General features: G+C 62.8%; 18 protein-coding genes. 2 read left to right on the plus strand and 16 right to left on the minus strand.

Annotation, left to right across the window (positions count from 1 at the left end):
• Window positions 1-38: 38 nt before the first annotated feature.
• The 10 genes from gph to EN853_RS15250 are packed head-to-tail and all read right to left on the minus strand — an operon-like array spanning window position 39 to window position 9919.
• Entirely contained in the window at window positions 39-740 is a 702-nt protein-coding gene (gph, locus tag EN853_RS15205) for a phosphoglycolate phosphatase (protein ID WP_127860570.1), read from the minus strand.
• Window positions 737-1294 carry a thioredoxin family protein gene (locus EN853_RS15210; RefSeq protein WP_127860571.1) on the minus strand — a complete coding sequence of 186 codons (558 nt, stop codon included), beginning with the start codon at window positions 1292-1294 and terminating at the stop codon, window positions 737-739. The genes gph and EN853_RS15210 overlap by 4 nt, the downstream gene beginning before the upstream one ends.
• A gap of 17 nt (window positions 1295-1311) precedes the next feature.
• On the minus strand, window positions 1312-1998 hold the full coding sequence (gene rpe, locus EN853_RS15215) for a ribulose-phosphate 3-epimerase (RefSeq protein ID WP_127860572.1): 687 nt from the start codon (window positions 1996-1998) through the stop codon (window positions 1312-1314).
• Window positions 1995-2933 (minus strand): CbbX protein, encoded by a 939-nt coding sequence (gene cbbX / locus EN853_RS15220; protein ID WP_127860573.1) that lies wholly within the window; start codon window positions 2931-2933, stop codon window positions 1995-1997. Before cbbX ends, rpe begins: the two co-directional genes overlap by 4 nt.
• A 24-nt stretch (window positions 2934-2957) precedes the next feature.
• Window positions 2958-3377 carry a ribulose bisphosphate carboxylase small subunit gene (locus EN853_RS15225; RefSeq protein WP_127860574.1) on the minus strand — a complete coding sequence of 140 codons (420 nt, stop codon included), beginning with the start codon at window positions 3375-3377 and terminating at the stop codon, window positions 2958-2960.
• Window positions 3378-3388: 11 nt separating this feature from the next.
• Window positions 3389-4849 carry a form I ribulose bisphosphate carboxylase large subunit gene (locus EN853_RS15230; protein WP_127860575.1) on the minus strand — a complete coding sequence of 487 codons (1461 nt, stop codon included), beginning with the start codon at window positions 4847-4849 and terminating at the stop codon, window positions 3389-3391.
• A 34-nt stretch (window positions 4850-4883) separates the two neighbouring features.
• The gene (gene fba / locus EN853_RS15235) at window positions 4884-5963 is read right to left on the minus strand and encodes a class II fructose-bisphosphate aldolase (RefSeq protein ID WP_127860576.1); all 1080 of its coding nucleotides are present in this window, start codon (window positions 5961-5963) and stop codon (window positions 4884-4886) included.
• Window positions 5964-5974: 11 nt separating this feature from the next.
• Complete coding sequence (gene tkt / locus EN853_RS15240; protein ID WP_127860577.1) at window positions 5975-7981, minus strand: transketolase; 2007 nt, start codon at window positions 7979-7981, stop codon at window positions 5975-5977.
• Window positions 7982-7991: 10 nt separating this feature from the next.
• Window positions 7992-8864, minus strand: coding sequence for a phosphoribulokinase (locus tag EN853_RS15245; protein ID WP_127860578.1), 873 nt, complete (start codon window positions 8862-8864; stop codon window positions 7992-7994).
• A gap of 5 nt (window positions 8865-8869) precedes the next feature.
• Window positions 8870-9919 (minus strand): class 1 fructose-bisphosphatase, encoded by a 1050-nt coding sequence (locus tag EN853_RS15250; protein ID WP_127860579.1) that lies wholly within the window; start codon window positions 9917-9919, stop codon window positions 8870-8872.
• Window positions 9920-10034: 115 nt separating this feature from the next.
• On the opposite strand from EN853_RS15250, the gene EN853_RS15255 reads away from it, so the two are divergent.
• Together EN853_RS15255 and EN853_RS15260 are read left to right on the plus strand one after the other, a co-directional pair.
• Window positions 10035-11024: a LysR family transcriptional regulator gene (locus EN853_RS15255; RefSeq protein ID WP_127860580.1), complete on the plus strand. Its 990-nt coding sequence runs from the start codon at window positions 10035-10037 to the stop codon at window positions 11022-11024.
• A 224-nt stretch (window positions 11025-11248) separates the two neighbouring features.
• Window positions 11249-11449 carry a hypothetical protein gene (locus EN853_RS15260; RefSeq protein ID WP_127860581.1) on the plus strand — a complete coding sequence of 67 codons (201 nt, stop codon included), beginning with the start codon at window positions 11249-11251 and terminating at the stop codon, window positions 11447-11449.
• A gap of 121 nt (window positions 11450-11570) precedes the next feature.
• Here the strand turns inward: EN853_RS15260 and EN853_RS15265 are convergent, their stop codons facing one another.
• The 6 genes from EN853_RS15265 to EN853_RS15290 all read right to left on the minus strand — a co-directional run bounded on the left by EN853_RS15265 (window position 11571) and on the right by EN853_RS15290 (window position 16593).
• Complete coding sequence (locus EN853_RS15265; RefSeq protein WP_245517001.1) at window positions 11571-12101, minus strand: hypothetical protein; 531 nt, start codon at window positions 12099-12101, stop codon at window positions 11571-11573.
• Window positions 12102-12199: 98 nt separating this feature from the next.
• The gene (locus EN853_RS15270; protein WP_167524485.1) at window positions 12200-13030 is read right to left on the minus strand and encodes an ABC transporter permease; all 831 of its coding nucleotides are present in this window, start codon (window positions 13028-13030) and stop codon (window positions 12200-12202) included.
• A gap of 35 nt (window positions 13031-13065) precedes the next feature.
• The gene (locus EN853_RS15275; protein ID WP_127860584.1) at window positions 13066-13854 is read right to left on the minus strand and encodes an ATP-binding cassette domain-containing protein; all 789 of its coding nucleotides are present in this window, start codon (window positions 13852-13854) and stop codon (window positions 13066-13068) included.
• Window positions 13855-13870: 16 nt separating this feature from the next.
• A complete protein-coding gene (locus EN853_RS15280) occupies window positions 13871-14317 on the minus strand; it encodes a hypothetical protein (RefSeq protein ID WP_127860585.1) in 447 nt (148 codons plus the stop codon).
• Window positions 14318-14349: 32 nt separating this feature from the next.
• Window positions 14350-15276, minus strand: coding sequence for a YVTN family beta-propeller repeat protein (locus EN853_RS15285; RefSeq protein WP_167524484.1), 927 nt, complete (start codon window positions 15274-15276; stop codon window positions 14350-14352).
• A gap of 66 nt (window positions 15277-15342) precedes the next feature.
• On the minus strand, window positions 15343-16593 hold the full coding sequence (locus EN853_RS15290) for an ABC transporter substrate-binding protein (RefSeq protein WP_127860587.1): 1251 nt from the start codon (window positions 16591-16593) through the stop codon (window positions 15343-15345).
• Window positions 16594-17098: the final 505 nt, after the last annotated feature.

The raw sequence follows: 17098 nt of genomic DNA on the forward strand, positions 1-17098 counted from the left end.
GATCGGCCGGCGACTGCCATCGTAATCGATGCTGTCTGTCAGGCCGCGGCCCGCAGCCTCTGCATCGCGGAAGGCAGATCGAGCAGGCTGGCGCAAACAAGGTCTGCGCCAAGCTCTTCGACGGGGATCTGGGTGTAGCCGCCGCGCAGCAGAACGACGGGCATGCCGGCGGCGCGCGCGGCGCCGACGTCGCTGCTGCTGTCTCCCACCATCAGCGCGTCGGCGGGGCCGACCCCAAGCTTGTCGAGCGCCAGCAGCAGCGCATCAGGCGCCGGTTTCAGCTGTGTCACCGCGTCTCCGCCGACGATCGCGCCGAGATATTCCGTCAAGTGGAAATGCAACAGGATTTCGCGCGTGGCCAATTGCGGCTTGTTGGTGACAACGCCCATGGCCATGCCGTTCAGATGGAAGTGGGTGAGAACCTCCCTGACGCCGGGCATCAGCCTCGTCAGGCGGGTCAGATGCCTGCGGTAGATCGGCGCCATGTCTCGATTGGCTTCCTCGAGCGCGCTGTCCGCAAGCGGGGACCCTGAGGCTGCAAAGGCTCGCTCGACCAACTTCCTCACGCCGCCGCCGATCATTGCCTTGACCTGATCCACGCGCAGCGGCGGCAGGTCGCTGGCGCCCAGCAGTTCGTTGACGGCCGTCGCGATGTCGGGCGCCGAATCGACCAGCGTGCCGTCGAGATCGAACAGGATCGCCCGCTGCGACCGAAACTGCCTGCTTGCGCCGACGTTCATGCGGCCTCCTTCCATTTGATCGAGCAGCCGATCGAAGCGATCTGGTCAGGCGGTCCGTCACCGGTTCGGGCAACCTGCTTCATCGCCTCGAACAGATCGCGCCTCAGGCCGGGCGGTCCGGCGTCCCGCCGCGATGCGTCCAGCCGGCCACGATATTGCAGCGTCAACGCGCTGTTGAGGCCGAAGAAGTCCGGCGTGCACACGGCTCCATAGGCGCTCGCCACTGCCTGCGACTCATCATGGAGGTACGGGAAGGTGAAAACGTTCGCCCTGGCGAAGCGCTTCATGTTGTCGAAGGAATCGTCCGGATAGGCGTCGGCATCATTGGAGTTGATCGCGACAAAGCCGATCCCTTCGGCCCTGAGGTCGCCGGCATCACGCACGATGCGTGAAATCACCGCCTTCACATAGGGGCAGTGATTGCAGATGAAGGCGACGACCAGTCCGTTGGGTCCGGCTTGGCCGAAGATCGAATGCGATCTGCCGTCGATGCCGGGCAAAACGGCATCGACGGCGTGCCAGCCGAAAGCGCAGACAGGTGGGATTGCGGCCATATCATCCTCCAAGCAGTTCACGCGGTTCGCCGGATCGCTCCGTCGGCCGCCTGTCTGATCGCGCCGATATTGGCGCGATAGGCGGCCTCGGTGCCACCCTTGAAGACGGCAGATCCTGCGACGAGCACATTGGCGCCGGCCGCGGTGACCAGGGGAGCCGTCTCGGGCGTGACGCCACCGTCGATCTCGATGTCGATCGGACGTTGGCCGACGAGCGCCTTGACACGCCTGACCTTGTCGATGACCGCCGAAATGAAGGCCTGGCCGCCGAAACCGGGATTGACCGTCATCAGAAGCACCAGATCGAGCCGGTCGAGAACATACTCGATGACGCTTTCCGGCGTGGAGGGATTAAGCGACACGCCGGCCTTCTTGCCAAGGCTCCTGATCGCTTGCAGCGAACGGTCGAGATGCGGCCCGGCCTCTGCATGCACCGTGATGATGTCGCAACCGGCGTCGGCGAAAGCGGCGAGATAGGGATCGGCCGGCGCGATCATCAGATGACAGTCGAAGGCCTTGTCCGTTCGATCGCGGATCGTCTTGATCACCGGCGGGCCGAAGGTGATGTTGGGCACGAAATGCCCGTCCATCACGTCGAGATGGATCCAATCGGCGCCTGCCTGCGCGACCGCTTCGACCTCGTCGCCGAGCCGCGAGAAATCTGACGACAGAACGGAAGGGGCGATGATGGTCTTTCCGGTCATTTGCTTTCTCCTTCGCCGGGCTTTCGCGCGAACACCCGGCTGGCGGTGATGTCCTCGGCCGAGATCGTCGACAGCGCCTTGGCGTCGAGCGGTCCCTTGGCGCTCTCGAACAGGCGGTTGGCCTGCCGCAGCCTTGCCCGGTCGAGCGCGTTGCGGATCGAGCGGGCATTGGCGAAATGCGGCTGCGCGCGGCGGCGAGCGATGTAGTCGGCCATTGCGGTAGTTGCCTTCGTGTCGAACAGGTAATTTTGCTGGTCGAGCATTTGTTCCGCGATCCTGAGAAGCTCGTCGTCGGAATAGTCGGGAAAGTCGATGTGGTGGGCGATGCGCGAGCGGAATCCCGGATTGCTTTCGAAGAAGCGGTCCATCCGCTGCGCGTAGCCGGCGAGGATCACCACCAGATCGTCGCGCTGGTTCTCCATCACCTGCAGCAGGATCTCGATCGCCTCCTGGCCGTAATCGCGCTCGTTCTCGGGGCGATAGAGATAGTAGGCCTCGTCGATGAACAGCACGCCGCCCATCGCCTTCTTCAGGATCTCCTTGGTCTTCGGGGCAGTGTGGCCGATATACTGGCCGACCAGGTCGTCGCGCGTCACCGAAACCAGATGGCCCTTGCGGACATAGCCCAGCCGATGCAGCAGGTCAGCCATTCGCAATGCGACGGTGGTCTTGCCGGTGCCCGGATTGCCGGTGAAGCTCATATGTAGTGTCGGCGTTTCGTGCGCCAGGCCCATGCGGCGGCGCGCCCGCTCGACCAGCAGGAGCGCTGCCGTCTCGCGGATGCGTCTTTTGACCGGGGCGAGCCCGATCAGCTCGCGGTCGAGCTCCGCCAAGACGTCCTTGACGCCGGAAGTCTCGAATTCCCCGCGCAGGTCGATCGCCGCCGGGACGGCGTTTTGAGGCACTTCCGTTTCGGCAAGGGCAGGGGCCGACATGGCATTCTCCTCTCGTCCCGATGGTCAGCCGTACCTTGCTCCAGCCGGCCTGTCGGCGGCATAGGGCCTGGTGGTGTAGCGGATCATGCGGCCCGCGGCCTCTTGCCGATCGAGCCGATAGCCGGGTTCCTCGGCCGGACGATTGACGATGAAGGAGAGCTTCACCGATTCCCAGCCATGCGAGGAATCGAAGGCGACGACGCGGATATAGCGGTCGCCATAGATCTTGCGGCATGCGTTCAGCTCCATCATCAGCGCCGCTGCGTCGGGATTGTCGAACATCGGGTGGCCCCACATGTCCCAGTAGGTGTTGCGCGGGTGCGGCTCGTCGGTGAACTCGAGGCTGACGGCCCATTTGTTGTCGATGCAATACTGCACCTGCGCGCGGATCTGGTCGTGGGTCAGGTCGGGCAGGAAGGAAAAGGCCCCTTGGGTGATGCGCATTGTCCGTCTCCTTATTCGGCGGCCGTTGCCACGGGGACAAAGTCCGGCGTGTCGGTCGAGGCGTAGTTGAATGTCACGTCCTTCCAGACATCGAGGGCCTGTCGCAGCGGCAGGCAGGTTTTGGCTGCGTTCTCCAGGATCTGCGGTCCTTCCCGCACATAGTCGCGGCCCTCGTTGCGGGCGAGGATCATGCATTCGAGGGCAACCCGATTGGCCGTGGCGCCGGCAGCGATCCCCATCGGATGGCCGATGGTGCCGCCGCCGAACTGGAGCACGACGTCTTCGCCGAGCAGGTCGATGAGCTGATGCATCTGGCCGGCATGGATGCCTCCCGACGCCACCGGCATCAGCTTGTTGAGCGACGCCCAGTTCTGGTCGAAGAAGATGCCGTTCTCCAGTTTCATCGGGTTATGGTTCTCGCGGCAGATGTCGTAGTAACCCCTTGTCGTCGCGGGATCGCCTTCCAGCTTGCCGACGACGGTGCCGGCATGGATGTGGTCGACGCCGGCAAGCCGCATCCATTTGGCGATGACGCGGAAGGAGACGCCGTGCGACTTCTGCCGCGTGTAGGTCGAGTGCCCGGCGCGATGCAGGTGCAGGATCATGTCGTTCCTGCGCGCCCATTTCGCCATCGACTGAATTGCCGTGTAGCCGATCACGAGGTCGATCATGACGATGTTGGAGCCGAGTTCCTTGGCGAAGTCGGCCCGTTCGTACATGTCCTCCATGGTGGCCGCCGTGACGTTGAGATAGGTCCCCTTGATCTCACCGGTCTCGGCCTGCGCCTTGTTGACCGCCTCCATGCAGTAGAGAAAACGCTCGCGCCAATGCATGAAGGGCTGCGAGTTGATGTTCTCGTCGTCCTTGGTGAAATCGAGCCCGCCCTTCAGCGCCTCATAGACGACACGGCCGTAGTTGCGGCCCGAAAGGCCAAGCTTCGGCTTGACGGTGGCGCCGAGCAACGGGCGGCCGAACTTGTCGAGGCGCTCGCGCTCGACGACGATGCCGGTCGCAGGACCCTGGAAGGTCTTCACGTAGGCGACCGGAAAACGCATGTCTTCCAGCCGCAACGCCTTCAACGGCTTGAAGCCGAAGACGTTGCCGATGATCGACGCCGAAAGATTGGCGATCGAACCGGGCTCGAACAGGTCGAGGTCATAGGCGATATAGGCGAAATACTGCCCGGGGGCGTTCGGCACCGGGTCGACCCGATAGGCCTTGGCGCGGTATTTTTCCGTCGCCGTCAGCCGGTCGGTCCAGACCACCGTCCAGGTCGCGGTAGAGGATTCGCCGGCGACGGCTGCGGCGGCCTCAATCGGGTCGACGCCGTCCTGCGGCGTGATCCTGAACACCGAGACTATGTCGGTGTCCTTCGGCTCGTAGTCGGGCTCCCAATAGCCCATCTTCTTGTATTCCATGACACCGGATCTGTAGCGGTCCTTGCCGGTTACGGTTTCGGATCTGTTGGGCATGGCGCTGGTCCCTTCCTTTTTGGCGGACCGCCGCTCAGGCGGCTTTCGCGGTTGCGATTTGCGGGTCGAGTTTTCCCGCGGCGTAGCGTTTCGCCATCTCGTCCATGGCGATGACCTTGATCTTCGAGGCGCTGCCCGCAGTGCCGAAGCGCTCGAAACGATCACGGCAGAGGTCGCGCAAGGCATCCATGGCTGGCTTGAGGAATTTGCGCGGATCGAATTCGCGCGGATCCTGCGTAGCAATGCGGCGGAACTGTCCGGCCATGGCCATGCGGCAATCGGTGTCGATGTTGACCTTGCGCACGCCGTGGCGGATGCCGCGCTCGATCTCCTCGACCGGAACGCCGAAGGTCTGGGGCATCTCGCCACCATACTTGTTGATGATGTCCTGCAGTTCCTGCGGCACGGAGGACGAACCGTGCATGACCAGATGCGTGTTCGGCAGCTTCTCGTGGATCGCCTCGATCACCTGCATGGCCAGGATGTCGCCGTCCGGCCTGCGCGTGAACTTGTAAGCGCCGTGGGAAGTGCCGCAGGCGATCGCCAGCGCATCGACGCGGGTGGCGGTCACGAAGTCGACCGCCTGGTCGGGGTCGGTCAGGAGCTGGTCGTGCGATAGCGCGCCCTCTGCGCCGTGACCGTCCTCGACCTCGCCGTGGCCGGTTTCCAGCGAGCCGAGCACGCCGAGCTCGCCTTCGACGGAAGCGCCGACCCAATGCGCCATGCGCGCGACGCGCTCGGTGATAGCGACGTTGTAGTCGTATGTCGCCGGGGTCTTGGCGTCCGCCATCAATGAGCCGTCCATCATCACCGATGTGAAGCCGCGGCGGATCGCCGAAAGACAGGTGGCTTCGCTGTTGCCGTGATCCTGATGGATGCACAGTGGAATGGCCGGATGCATCTCGGTCAGCGCCTCCATCATCTTGGCCAGCATGATGTCGTTGGCATAGGAGCGGGCGCCGCGCGAGGCCTGGATGATCACCGGCGCGTCGCAGGCCCTGGCTGCTTCCATGATGGCGAGGCCCTGTTCCATGTTGTTGATGTTGAACGCCGGCACGCCGTAGCCGTGCTCGGCGGCATGGTCGAGAAGCTGGCGAAGGGTGATGCGGGCCATTGTCGGTCCTCCTAGATGATGAGCTTCAGCGCCGCTGCCACGACGGCTTCGGGTATGATGTCGAAATGCCGGTAGAGGTCCGGGGCGGGAGCACTGGCGCCGAAGCCGGTCATGCCGACAAAAGCGCCCGTGTCGCCGATCCAGCGGTCCCAGCCGAGACGCGCGGCCGCCTCAACGGCAACGCGCGGCGCGGAACCGAGGACGGACTTCCGGTAATCGGCGTCCTGTTCCTCGAACAGTTCCCAGCACGGCATCGAGACGACTGCGGCGGCGATGCCGTGCTGGGTTTGCAGCCGCTCGGCGGCGGCAAGGGCGATCTCGACTTCCGAGCCGGTCGCGATCAGCGTCACGGCGCGGTGCTCGGATGGCTCGCGCAGGATGTATGCGCCCCGGCTGGACCGGTTTTCGTCGCTGTGTGCCGGGCGCAGCATCGGCAGGTTCTGGCGCGAGAGCACCAGCACGCTCGGACGCGTCTCGCTCTTCAGCGCCAGTTCCCAGCATTCCGCGGTTTCGATGATGTCGGCCGGACGGAAGACGTTGAGGTTCGGTGTCGCCCGCAGCATCGCCAGGTGCTCGACCGGCTGATGGGTCGGGCCGTCCTCGCCGAGACCGATGGAATCATGCGTCATCACATAGACGACACGCCGGCTCATGAGCGCCGAGAGCCGCATCGCGCCGCGCGCATAGTCGGCGAAGCACAGAAAGGTGCCGCCGTAGGGAACGAACCCGCCATGCAGTGCGATGCCGTTCATGGCCGCGGCCATGCCGTGCTCGCGAATGCCGTAGTGAATGTAGCGGCCTGCATAGCTGCCTCGCGCTATGCGATCCATGCCTTTGGTGATCGTCAGGTTCGAATGCGTCAGATCGGCGGAGCCGCCAACCGTAAGCTCGGTTGCGTCGTTGATCGCGGCAAGCGCCATCTCGGAGGCTTTGCGCGTTGCAACCTTTGTCGCCTTCTCGACATGTTCCTTGCGGAAGGCGCCAAGGGCCTCGAACACCGCGTCGGGAAACTTGCCGCCGATCGCGCGCTCGAAGGCCTCCCGCCGCGGCGAGGCGGCAAGCCGCTGCTCCCAGGCGCGCCGCGCCGCCTGCCCGCGCTCGGCAATCTCGCGCCATGCGCAAAGGATATCGTCCGGAACCTCGAACGGAGCGTAGGCCCAGCCGATGTTCTCGCGCGTCGCGGCTATCTCCGCATCGCCCAGCGGCGCGCCATGCGTCTTTTCCGAGCCGCCCAGGTTGGGCGCGCCCTTGCCGATCACCGTGCGGCAGGCGATCAAAGATGGCCGATCCGACTGCCGCGCGGCGTCGATTGCCGCAGCGATGGCCTCCATGTCGTGGCCGTCAACCGACTGGACAAGCCATCCCGCGGCTTTGAACCGGGCTGGCTGGTCCATCGATGTCGACAGCGAGGTCGGTCCGTCGATGGAGATCGCGTTGTCGTCCCAGAGGACGATCAGGCGGGAGAGCTTCAGGTGACCCGCGAGGTCGATCGCCTCGTGGCTGATGCCTTCCTGCAGGCAGCCGTCTCCGGCGATCACATAAGTGTAGTGACCGACGAGGTCGGCGCCGTGGCGGGCAGCAAGCATGCGTTCGGCCAGCGCCATGCCGACAGCGGTCGAGATTCCTTGCCCGAGCGGACCGGTCGTCGTCTCGATGCCAAGCGCGTGGCCATGCTCCGGATGTCCGGCGGTACGGCTGCCCAGCTGACGGAACCGCTGCAATTCCTCGATCGGCATGTCTTCGTAGCCGAGCAGGTAATGCAGCGCATATTGCAGCATCGAGCCGTGGCCGGCTGAAAGCACGAAGCGGTCGCGATCAGGCCAGTCCGGAACTTGCGGGTCGATGTTGATGAAGCGGCCGAACAATACCGTCGCGACGTCGGCCATGCCCATCGGCATGCCCGGATGCCCGGAATTGGCCTTCTGCACGCTGTCCATGGCCAGCGCGCGGATAGCGTTCGCCATGTCGCGCTCGGAGACGGCGGCGGCGACGGACTTCAATGCTGCCAGGCTGGTCATGGCGTCCTCCTCACGACACACGCTTCTTGCGTTCGATCAATTGCAGGATGAGCGGCGTCAGGATCAGCTGCATGGCAAGGTCGAGCTTGTTGCCTGGCACCACTATGGAATTCGGCCGCGACATGAACGAGTCGTGGATCATTGAAAGCAGGTAAGGGAAATCGATGCCGCGAGGATTGGCGAAACGGATGACCAGCATCGATTCGTCGGGGGTTGGAATCCAGCGTGCGATGAACGGGTTGGACGTGTCGACGATCGGCACGCGCTGGAAGTTGATCGCGGTCTGCGAGAATTGCGGGACGATGTAGCGGACATAGTCCGGCATTCGGCGCAGGATCACGTCCATCACCGCCTCGGTGGAATAGCCGCGCGTTGCTCGGTCGCGATGGATCTTCTGGATCCATTCGAGATTTATGACCGGCACCACGCCGATCTTGAGGTCCGCATGCCTGGCCAGGTTGATCTTGTCGGTGACGACGCAGCCATGCAGGCCTTCGTAGAAGAGCAGGTCGCTTGGGTCGAACTCGCGCCATTCGGTGAAATTGCCCGGCGGTGTGCCGTACAGCTTCTCCTCGTCCTCGTCATGGACGTAGGTGCGGGTCCTTCCGGTCCCCCGGCGGCCGTATTCCTCGAACACCCCTTCGAGGATTCCGAGCTCGTTGGCCTCGGCATGGAAATGTGTGAAATTCGGGTTGCCCGCCTTTTCCTGCGCGGTGACCTCTGCCTTCATAGCCATGCGGTCGTAGCGATGAAAGGCATCGCCCTCGATGAAGGCAGCCTCGATGTTCTCGCGCCGGAAGATCAGCTCGAAGATGCGCTTTACCGAGGTTGTGCCAGCGCCCGACGACCCGGTGATGGTGATGATGGGGTGCTTTGCCGACATGACGCTCAGGCCCTGAAAAGTCCGCGGCGGCTGAACAGCGGCGCACGCTCGCCGATGGCGCTGGGTTCGGTGTGGTAGCGGGCGATCCGCGCGACTTCGCGCGCGGATCCGAAGACCACGGGTATGCGCTGATGCAGGCTCTCGGGTTGGATTTCGAGGATGCGGGTGATCGTATCGGTCGCGGCACCGGCCGCCTGTTCGACCAGGAAGGCAATCGGGTTGGCCTCATAGACCAGCCGAAGCCGGCCTTGGCGGTAGCCCCTGCGTTGGTCGCCGGGATACAGAAACACGCCGCCGCGCATCAATATGCGATAGCAGTCGGCGACAAGCGAGGCGATCCAGCGCATGTTGAAGTCCTTCTCCCGAGGACCTTCGGTGCCTTCCAGACAGTCGTCGACATAGAGGCGCACGGCCTCGTCCCAGTGGCGGTAATTGGCGGCGTTGATGGCGAACTCCTGGGTCCGCTGCGGGATGATCCGGCTTTCGTAGGCCTGGACAAAGGTGCCCAGCCTGGTCGAATGCACGAATGCATGCGTGCCGCTGCCGAGCGACAGAACGAGCGCCAGCTGCGGCCCGTAGATGAAGAACCCGGCGCCCAGCATGCTCACGCCTGCCTGCAGAAAAGAGGCGGCCGGATTGACGTCCGGCGCGCCAGTTGCAGGGAGGAGGGAGAAGATAGTCCCGATCGACACGTTGGTGTCGATGTTGGAAGAACCGTCCAGCGGATCGATGGCGATTGCGAGGGGAGCTTGCCTGTCGAGCAGGACCGGCTGCTCCAGCTCCTCAGACGCATAGAGCGCGACCGGAGCGTGGCGCATGGCGTCGAGGAAGATGTCGTCGGCGAAGATGTCGAGATCCTTCTGGACATCGCCGTCGGCATTGGCGCCGCGGATCCCGGCAAAAGCGCTGCCGAGCGCCCCTTGGTTGATGGCATTGCGGACCTTGGTGGCTGCTTGCGTCAGCTGACGGATGGTGGCCACGACCGCGCTGCGGCGTTCGTCGGGCGGATCGCCGAGATAGGAGTTCAGAAAAGCGTCGAGCGTTGCCGCTGGCATCGTAACCTCCCGGCCGTGTCTCCTCGAGGCAGGATGGGGAGATGGAACCAAAGGATCCGTGATAAGTAAAATTCAATAACTTTACTTAGGCAGTAAAAAGAATTTATTGTACCTTATGAAAAACCTCACGCTCAAGCAGTTCAAGGCCGTTCAGGCAATCGCCAGCCACGGGAAAATCGTCAGCGCGGCCAAGGTGTTAGGCCTTTCTCCTCCAGCGGTGACGATCCAGTTGCGACAAGTGGAGGAGGAGTTCCGGCTGGCCTTGTTCGACCGCACGTCGGACGGCATGCGTCCCACCGCCGCAGGGCTGGCCTTCGTCGAGGCGGCGCAGGCCATCGAGGAGCGGCTTCGCCTGCTCGAAGATGAGATGGATGCCATCAAGGGCGTGCGCACCGGCAGCCTGAGGCTCGGCGTCGTTTCCACCGCCAAATATTTCGCGCCGCGGCTCATGGCCGGCTTCATGAAGGAGCATCCCGACATCGATATGCGGCTTGCCATCGGCAATCGCGCAGAGACAATCGACAGCCTGAAGAGCCACGACATCGATATCGCGCTGATGGGTCGTCCGCCCAAGGAAGTTTCGGTGCGCGCTTCGGTTTTCGGCGATCATCCGCTGGTTATCATCGCGCCGCCGGAACACCCGCTAGCGTCGGCACGCGACATTTCCAAGGAAAGGATCGCCGAGGAGCATTTCCTTATCCGCGAGCCAGGCTCAGGCACGCGCATCTCGCTGGAGATATTCCTGAGCGACGTGCCTGGCCGGATCGACGATCTCGGCGTCGAGATGGGTTCGAACGAGACGATCAAGCAGGCGGTGATGGCAGGCCTCGGCATTGCATTTATCTCCGCCCACACCATTGCCGCGGAAACGGAAGCCGGGCGGCTGGTTATTCTCGACGTGGTCGGCATGCCGATCCGCCGGCAATGGTATTCGGTGATGCGTACCGATCACGTGATCTCGCCGGCTATGGCGACCTTCAACGACTTCCTGATGCGCAAGGGCGCAACATACCTGCCCCTGTTCGGCAAACTGTATCCGCATGCCGAAGCGAATGAAGCCGCGCCGACGCAACAAGCGTGGGCGGCCGGAAAACGGCCGAAGTGAAACGCCTGACATATCTGCCGTCGAGATCGTGCGAAAAGGGCCTGGAAGGGCGTGAAGAACGGGCTGCTGCCGATGGTGGTCGGCAGGCCCCCATGTTATATTGCTTATTGCTTATGGAAGGGTAGGGCACGCAGTTCTCGGCAACACGGAAGAGCAGCCAACCCTGCCGACAAATCGCTACGCGTCCCGGGCGTGGGGTTCGGGAATACGAAGGGGAAGGGGCAATGCTTTATACAATCGTGATGATGGTCTGCATGACGTCGGTGCCGCAGACCTGCGAGCAACGCGAGGAAATGGCGGACGGCCTAGCCATGAATCCCGGGGTAGCTTTCATGCAGGCGCAGCCGCTTGTCGCCCATTGGTTGGAGACACATCCCGGCTATTTCGTGCAGCGCTGGCGTGTGCTGCCCGGCCGGGGAACCTGACGGGGCTTCCAATGCATGTCGCTCAAAAGCGCGCAGCGGTTTTGGGAACGACACGCATCAAAACAAGAATTTGAAGCGCGTCGCGTGAACCCGTTTCGACGCGACGCGCTTCAAGCGGGCCCTATTTCTTCGCTGCAAGCGTTTCCGACACAGTCTTGGACAACTGATAAAGCCGCTGCTCGATTATGGTCGGCACATCGCAGACGTAAGTCAGAGACTGCACACGCTCGTTGAAGATTCGCGTCGCGAAATTCAGTTGGTCGGTCCGCCGCTCGACCTCGTCCTGATCCGCGTCGGGTTTTGCCCGCAACTGATCGACATCGGACGCTTGCTTGCGCAATGCGGCGGCCATTTCCAGCTGCTTGTGGGCGTATCGGGAAATGCCGGAAATCACGTGCGAACGCTCGGCGTCCATGTGGTCGAACATGCCCTGCACGAGCATCGTCATTTTCGGCGCAAGCTGCTCGGCCGGCAGGGAGGCCGCAAAATCGCTGATCTTCTTCTGCGCGTCCGCAATCTGCAGCCTGCGAGCCGCCACCTCTTCGACCAAGGCGGAGACCGAAGGGTCCTCCGCCCAGTCCTTCGCCGCTGGCGGAAGCTCCGGTCCGTTCCAGACCTGGCCGAGTGAGAGCTGCGGCACCTTGCGCTGCACGCAGGGCCAGTCCGGATCGGCGTTCGCGGCCATGGCGCTGGCGTGCGGCACGAGCATTGCAGCCGCAACCAGGCTGCGAACAAGGCTCATCCTTTCCATCAACCATTTCCTCCCTGTTTGCGGGTTATCAGGCCGCGCGAAGGGTCATAGGCGATGATGGCGCCTCCCAGGAACAGCAGCGTGCAGCCGGCCACGACACCCAGCGACACCCAATCGACCTGCCCGTAGAAGGCGAAGCGGATCAGTTCGACGGCGTAGGTGAAGGGATTGGCGAGGCAGAGCTTGTAAAGCAGCGGGCTCGCTTCCTGGATACGCCACAAAGGGTAGAGCGCTGGAGAAGCGAAATAGCCTGGAAAGATGACGAAGTTCATGATGCCGGCGAAGTTTTCGAGCTGCTTGATCATCGAGGACAAAAGCATGCCGAGCGCGCAAAGCATCATGCCCGACAGGAACAGGGCCGGCAGCACGAACAGATAGCCGAGCAGCGGCGCCTTGACGCCCCAGAACCAGGCAACGATCAGGAACGCATAGACCTGCGCGATCGATACGGAAACGCCGGCGAGCATCTTCGACAGCAGCAGGTACCAGCGGGGGAATGGACTGACCAGCAGGATGCGCATGTTGCCCATCTCGCGGTCGTAGACCATCGACAGCGAAGACTGCATGCCCGAGAACAGCAGGATCATGCCGCACAAGCCTGGCGTGATGTAGACCTCGTAGAGCACGTAGGTCTTGTAGGGCGGGATGATCGAAACGCCGAGCACCTGGCGGAATCCGGCGGCAAAAATGAATAGCCAGACGAGCGGTCGAACCAGCGATGAGATGAAACGCTCGCGCTGGTGCAGGAAGCGCAGGCATTCCCGAACGACGACACCTTTGAGGCAGATGAGATAGTGACGAAGGCCGAACGCGCCGGACGCCGCCGGCATGACGGCGGCAACCTTTTCCGGCATTGCGGAAGTGCTCATGGCGAGATCTCCGCGATGCTGGCCGCCTGGCTGCGGCTGAGCTTCGAAAAGGCCTCGCCGATCGAACCGGAACCGCTTGCCTTGACCACGTCGGCCACCTTGCCCTTGGCGACCAGGTCACCCTGGCGCAGCACCACGACGTGGTCGCTGTCATCGACCTCGTCGATCAGATGGGTGGCCCAAAGCACGCCGATGCCCTCGGTTTCGACCAGCTTGCGGATGGTGACAAGAATGCCAGCACGGGACTGGATGTCGAGACCGACAGTCGCCTCGTCGAGCAGCAGCAGGGAAGGGCGGTGGAGCAGTGCTCTGGCGATCTCGATGCGCCGCATCTGGCCGCCTGAAAGAGAACGAGCCTTGTCATGCTCGCGGTCCTGCATGTCGACCGTTTCAAGCAGGGCGGTGATGCGCTGCCGGGCTTCATGCCGGCCGATGCCGTGCAGCGAGGCGTGATAGGAGAGGTTCTGGTAAACGCTCAGATCGAGGTCGAGCGTTCGCGCCTGGAACACGATGCCGACACGTCTGAGCGCCTCGCCGGAAGCACGGCTGACGTCGTGGCCGAAGATGCGGATCGATCCGCGGCGAGTGTCGTAAAGGTGGCTGATCAACGAGAACAGAGTTGTCTTGCCGGCGCCGTTGAGGCCGAGCAGGGCAGTGAAAGTCGCCGGCGCGATCGAAAACGAGACGTCGTCGAGCGCCCGCTTCGGGCCATAGGAATGGCTGACGCCGGCGACGTCGAGCGCCGTCGTCTCATCCCGCGATCCGCTTGTCCTTACATGCTGCACGCTTATCGCCCCGTTCTCATTTGATTGTGATCTTTCCCTTGAGGCCCTTGTCGGCAAGGTCGGGAACGGACCAGGTGTATTCGCCGGGGCGCACGGTGTGGAACTGAACCAATATGGTTCCCGCGTCGTCGAATTCGAGCCAGGCCGGCGCGCCGGCCATGTGCACTTCGAGATCGTTTATCACGATTTGGTCGATCCAGACGTTGCGCCAGAGATCGGTCATGAACTTGTATTCGAAGCCGCCGTGGGAAGAGATCTTCCAGCGATAGCCCTGGCCTGCGACCAGTTCGAAATCCGCCCGGTTGACGTCGTAGCTGGATTTGTCGGAGCCCAGGACCAGCTCGGGAAGGTTCTTGCTGGATCGCGTCACCTTCGCGGCATCATCGTCGTCTGCATGGGCCGCGAGTGGGACAACCGTCAGTCCGACCAGAACGGCGAAGGCAATCGCGCGACGGATCTTCATGAAAGAGACCTCCTGGTTTGCCTGCAAGATCGCTACTTGGGCGATATGGCCACGCCCCATGGCTGCTGGCCTACGGTGAGCGACTGGACCGGCTCATCGGTCGCCGTGTCGATGAAGGTGATGTCGTTCGAGTTGCCGTTCGTGGTGATCATCGTCTTCTGATCGGGGGTGAAGGCCAGATGCCAGACGCGCTGGCCGACGAGGATGTATTTTTCCACCTCGTAGGTTTCGGTGTTGACCACGGCGACATGATTTGCCGGGCCGAGCGCGATATAGGCCTTCTTGCCGTCGGCGCTTATGGCGATGCCGACAGGCTGGATGGTTTCAGCCCGCAATCCATTGATCGCGAACTGGATTTTCTTCACGACCTGCCGCTTGGCATTGTCGATGACGCTTACCGTACCGCCGACCTCGGCGCTGACCCAGACCTGGGAGCCGTCGGGCTTGAATTCGGCGAAGCGCGGGCGTGTATCGACCAGCACGTTGTCAGTCAGCTCATGGCTTTGAGTATCGATGAAATGCGCCATGCTGGTGGTTTCCGAGGTGTTGACCATGGTCTTGCCGTCGGGGCTGACACCCATGCCTTCCGGCTCGACGCCGACCGGGATCTCCGAAAGCACCGCCTTGCTCTCGACATCGACGACGGTGACCAGATTGTCGTCCTCGTTGGCGATATAAAGCGTCTTGCCGTCAGGTGAGAGCACGAACAATTCAGGATCGGGCCCGGAAGGCAGCTCGCCTACTATTTGAAGGCTCGAGGTATCGATGATCTGGACCGTGTCGTTGTCGCTGGCGCACAGATAGACGAACTTGCCGTCGGGCGAGATCGTGATGCCGCGCGGCCTCTGCCCGACATCGACGGTCTTGATCACCTTCATCGTCGCCGTGTCGACGACGGTCATGGTGTTGTCCTTCTCGTTGGAGACATAGGCTGTATAGGCCGACGCCGGACCTGCCATGAGGCCGGCCGCGAGAAAGGCGAGTGCACACGCTCGTCCCTGCACCGAAATTCCTCCCGATTGATTTTACCTAAGGGCGCATTTCGTCTCCGGCTGGTCGACGCCGAGCGTGTCGAGCTCGGAAACCTGGTGGAGATAGCCCTCCTGTGGCGAGGTCGAGACGACCGACTTGGCATCGCCGAGCAGTATCGGCTGGCGCAGCTGAAGGTTCCATTTGCGGAAGGTCAGCTTCTGTCCCTTGAAGGCGGCCACCGAGAAATCGTCCGAGCGGATGTAGTCGCTTATCTTTTTCGGATCGTCGCCATTGGTGCGCGTGGCGGCTTCGCCGACGGCCCGCACGGCCGTCCAGGCCGACATGTCCTTGGATAGCATTCGCCGGCCTGTCGTCCTCAGGAAGCGGCTTTGCATCTGGATGCCGCCCCACTGCTCACTCGCGGGGTGCCATGACGATGCCACGAGACCGGCTGTGCCTGCGACCGGCCGCGGCGTCCAGGTGCGGTAGGGCACATAGGTTCCGAATACCTCGCTTTCGTCGGCGACCAGCACCACGTCATGCTCCGGCAGGTCCTGCGTGAATACGGAAATCTGCTGCTGGATCTGCGTGGCGCCGGTGTCGGTGCGCCTTGCCGTGCCGGTATCCTTGAATTCCTTCTCCGCCACGATCTGGGCGCCGAAGCGCGCCGCCGCGCGGCGCAACGCATCGGCGTAGAGATGATCCTGTTCATGGGAGCCATAGAGCAGCACCCAATTCGGCCATTTCTTCACCATGAGGTACTGCGCCAGCGCGTCGGCCAGCATGCTGCGCGTCGGCGCGATGTGGAAAACGTTTATGCGGCAGTCCTCCTCGCGCAGACTGTCGTCGGTGGCGCCGATGTTGAAGATCAGCACACCCTTGTCGCGCGCGATGTCGGCGATCGACAGCAACTGCCTGGCCGAGAGGTCCGCGACCACATAACGATCGCCCTTGGCGATCAGGTCATCGAATGCCTGGACCGCATCGGACGTCGGCTTTACCTCGGCGATGTCGAGGCTGAATTTCTGGCCGAGGAACGTTCCGGTCGTGTTGTTATCGCCGATCGCCACCTTGGCGCCAGCAATACCCTCGTCACTCGGCGGCTGGTCGAGCAGCGAAAGCGTCAGCTGCGGCGCGTAAGCCCGCAAATAGCCGATCTTGATTTCGGTGATCTTCTTTTCAGGCCTGGCCGTTGCGATCGGTTGCTTGCCCGCCGCTTCCTGGGCGGCCGCGCCGGAAACGTTGGCGACCAGGACAAGAAGGCACAAAAAGGCCGCGAGAGTGCTCGGCACCGCGCTCGTCATCGATAACACTGCCCGTTCTTGCGCCGAAGCCCGATCGTGCCGGACCGGCGCCAAGCCAAGGTGCCCGCGGCGAACTTAGCGGAAGTGCTGGATTTATCAAACCTTGCAAGCTTTCTGCTTTAGTCCAATTTGCCTCGTGTCCGGGGGCAAGCGACAATGCGGATCACGGCTTGCCGAAATCGCGCGGAAAGTTCCGGATTGATGCCCTAGGTCGGCACCGCGTCGATAACGCAGCGGGCTCGAAGCGGGAGAGGGTTGGGGGGACCTTTTGTAGAATAGACTTATCAGGTGGACCGTTCGATTATCGCGAACTCACTGCGGCTTGGGAGCGGTATTTTTTGTTGCGAGGCAGGCCTCAAGCCCGCCGGAACTTGAAGTTCTTCGATTGCCTTGGGAGGAATGCCTCATGAAGACGCGCGCCGCAGTTGCCGTTGGTGCCGGAAAGCCGCTGGAGATCATGGAGGTGGACCTCGAGGGTCCGCGCGATGGCGAGGTGCTGATCGAG

Origin of the sequence: Mesorhizobium sp. M1C.F.Ca.ET.210.01.1.1 (assembly GCF_004791585.1) — a bacterium.
Lineage (GTDB): Bacteria > Pseudomonadota > Alphaproteobacteria > Rhizobiales > Rhizobiaceae > Mesorhizobium.